This window comes from Mesorhizobium sp. M2A.F.Ca.ET.039.01.1.1, assembly GCF_003998035.1.
In the GTDB taxonomy this organism is placed as follows: Bacteria; Pseudomonadota; Alphaproteobacteria; order Rhizobiales; family Rhizobiaceae; genus Mesorhizobium.
The window spans coordinates 1-2,948 of record NZ_RZRY01000730.1; the positions used below are offsets into that span (position 1 = coordinate 1).

5 protein-coding genes are annotated in these 2,948 nt (G+C 64.6%); all 5 read left to right on the plus strand.

The window, feature by feature from the left end; translation table 11 throughout:
- Positions 1-573: efflux RND transporter permease subunit (locus tag EOA24_RS32675; protein ID WP_189354422.1), on the plus strand; the 573-nt coding region annotated here is incomplete at its 5' end.
- Between the two features lie 146 nt (positions 574-719).
- On the plus strand, positions 720-1,337 hold the full coding sequence (gene nthA / locus EOA24_RS32680) for a nitrile hydratase subunit alpha (RefSeq protein ID WP_126082066.1): 618 nt from the start codon (positions 720-722) through the stop codon (positions 1,335-1,337).
- Entirely contained in the window at positions 1,334-1,993 is a 660-nt protein-coding gene (gene nthB / locus EOA24_RS32685; protein ID WP_126082067.1) for a nitrile hydratase subunit beta, read from the plus strand. The genes nthA and nthB overlap by 4 nt, the downstream gene beginning before the upstream one ends.
- Entirely contained in the window at positions 1,980-2,330 is a 351-nt protein-coding gene (locus tag EOA24_RS32690) for a nitrile hydratase accessory protein (protein ID WP_126082068.1), read from the plus strand. The genes nthB and EOA24_RS32690 overlap by 14 nt, the downstream gene beginning before the upstream one ends.
- Before the next feature lie 134 nt (positions 2,331-2,464).
- Positions 2,465-2,948, plus strand: a 484-nt coding sequence (locus EOA24_RS32695) for an ATP-dependent RecD-like DNA helicase (protein WP_145992557.1), incomplete at its 3' end; no start/stop codon positions are given.

Below are 2,948 nucleotides of genomic sequence, written 5' to 3' on the forward strand. Positions count from 1 at the left end.
CTCACGATCTATATCGTGCTCGGCATGCTCTATGAGAGCTTCATCCATCCGCTCACCATCCTCACCGGCCTGCCGTCAGCGGTGCTTGGCGCGGTGGTGGCGCTGCGCTTCGCCGGCATGGACCTTTCGGTCATCGCGGTGATCGGCATCCTGATGCTGATCGGCATCGTCAAGAAGAACGGCATCATGATGGTCGACGTCGCGCTGGAGCTGAGGCGACAGGGCATGTCGGCGAAGGAGTCCATCCATAAGGCCTGCCTGATGCGTTTCCGGCCGATCATGATGACGACGCTGGCCGCGCTGATGGGCACCTTCCCGATCGCGCTCGGCACCGGCGCCAGCGCCGAATTGCGCCAGCCGCTCGGCATCGCGGTGGTAGGCGGCCTGCTCGCCTCGCAGGCGCTGACGCTGTTCGTCACGCCGGTGATCTACGTCTATTTCGAGAACTTCTCGGGCTGGCTGCTCAGCTTTTCGTCGAGAAGGAACCAGCCGGCGCTGCATGTGGTGGAAGGCGGCGAGCAGGGCTCGCTGTTCGACGGCGAGTCGGAACCAAAGAAGGTGGCGGCCGAGTAGGAGCATGATCCCGAAAAGTTGCAGACTTTTCGGACAAGATCATGCCTCAGAAGACAAACCTGGAGGGAAGCCTCAGTTTCGCTCCAGTTCCACTGGCCCAAGGCGTCGCGCTTGCGGCCAACGGCGGCCGATCCTAGTCTTGCGTCATGACCCACGATCATGACCACGACAACGAGCTCGATCCGTTCGCGGCGCGCGTGCGCGCGCTGGAGACGATCCTGACCCAGAAAGGCCTGATCGATCCGGCGGCCATCGACGTCATCGTCGATACCTATGAGACCAAGATCGGTCCGCGCAATGGCGCGCGGGTGGTGGCGAAGGCCTGGAACGATCCGGCTTACGCCGAATGGCTAAAGCTCGACGCGACCGCCGCGATCGAATCGCTCTCCTATACCGGCCGCCAGGGCGAGCACATGCAGGCCGTGTTCAACACCGAGGAGACGCACAATCTCGTCGTCTGCACGCTGTGCTCCTGCTATCCGTGGTCGGTGCTCGGCCTGCCGCCGGTCTGGTACAAGGCGCCGCCTTACCGCTCGCGGGCGGTGATCGATCCACGCGGCGTGCTGGAGGAATTCGGGCTGACGCTGCCCAAGGACAAGAAGATCCGCGTGTGGGATTCGACCGCCGAGCTTCGCTATCTGGTGGTGCCGATGCGACCCCGCGGAACGGAAGGCTGGAGCGAGGAGCAGCTCGCCGAGCTGGTCAGCCGCGACGCGATGATCGGCACGGCGCTGGCCAAAGAGCCGGAAGCGGAGCCGGCATGAACGGGCCGCAGGATCTCGGCGGACAGATGGGCTTCGGGCCGGTCGCACCCGAGAAGGACGAGCCTTATTTTCACGCGGCATGGGAAAGACGGGCGTTGGGCGTGACGCTCACCGCCGGCTCCATGGGTGCCTGGAACATCGATGAAAGCCGGCATGCCCGGGAATCGCTGCATCCCGCCGACTACTATTCGTCGAGCTACTACCAGATCTGGATCAAGGCGCTGGAAACGCTGCTGAAGCGCCATGGCTTCGTCACCGAGCGCGACCTTGCCGCCGGCAAGGCGCTCGATCCGGCCGCGACGCCGAAAAGGGCGCTCAAGGCAGCGGACGTCCCGGCCGTGCTCGCCAAGGGCGGGCCGTGCGACCGGCCCGTCGCCATGCCGGCATGGTTCCAAGCAGGCGATCGTGTGCGGACGAAGAATTTCAACCCGACCGGACATACGCGCCTGCCGCGCTACGCGCGCGACAAGGCCGGGAGGATCGAGGCCGTTCGCGGCGGCTTCGTCTTTCCGGACAGCAATGCGCATGGCAAGGGCGAGAACCCGCAATGGGTCTATACCGTGGTGTTCGACGGGGCCGAAATCTGGGGCGAGGGCGCCGATCCGACGCTCAGCATCTCGATCGATGCCTGGGAGAGCTATCTTGAGCCGGCATGAAGGCGCCTTGCCGGCGGGCTTCGACGAGCCGGTCTTCGCCGAGCCGTGGCAGGCCGAAGCCTTCGCCCTGACCGTTGCGCTGCACGGCAAAGGCCTGTTTTCGTGGAGCGAATGGGCGGAGGCGCTGTCCGCCGAAGTGAAGAAGCCTGGCGCGGCGAGCGACGGCCACGACTATTACGAGCACTGGCTGGCGGCGCTGGAGAAGCTTCTGGCGGTCAAGGGCGTTGCCGGCAAGAATGATGTCGATGCGCTTGCCGCCGCCTGGGAACGCGCCGCGCACGCAACGCCACACGGCAAGCCGATCCTGCTGGAGAATGATCCGGGCGCTAGCCCGTAGATCGTCTTTGTTCTCTTTACGTTCCTATTTCTGGCTGATAGCCTGGGCTATCGAAGGTGGCCGCTTTGTCGCCGACAACGGTCGGTATTGCGGCCAATCTTGTCTTTCGCTTGCGAATCCGGTCTGTCGCACTGATGGAATTTTCTCCCCAACAGGACGAGGCTCTGAAGGCGGTCGGGCGCTGGCTCAAAGAGGGCCGGCCGCAGGTCTTTCGGCTGTTCGGCTATGCCGGCACCGGCAAGACGACGCTGGCGCGCTATTTTGCCGAGCATGTCGACGGCCAGGTGCAGTTCGCCGCCTTCACCGGCAAGGCGGCGCAGGTGCTGCGCTCCAAGGGGGCGACCAACGCCCGCACCATCCATTCGCTGATCTATAGACCGAAGGGTGAGGAATCGGTCGAGGACGAGGTGACCGGCAAGACCTCGATGTCGCCGACCTTCTCGCTCAACCGGCAAAGCCCGATTTCGCGCGCCAAGCTCGTCGTCATCGACGAATGCTCGATGGTCGACGAGCAGCTCGGCCGCGACCTGCAGAGCTTCGGCACGCCGATCCTGGTGCTTGGCGATCCGGCGCAGCTGCCGCCGATCTCGGGCGGCGGCTTCTTCACTGAGCATGAAC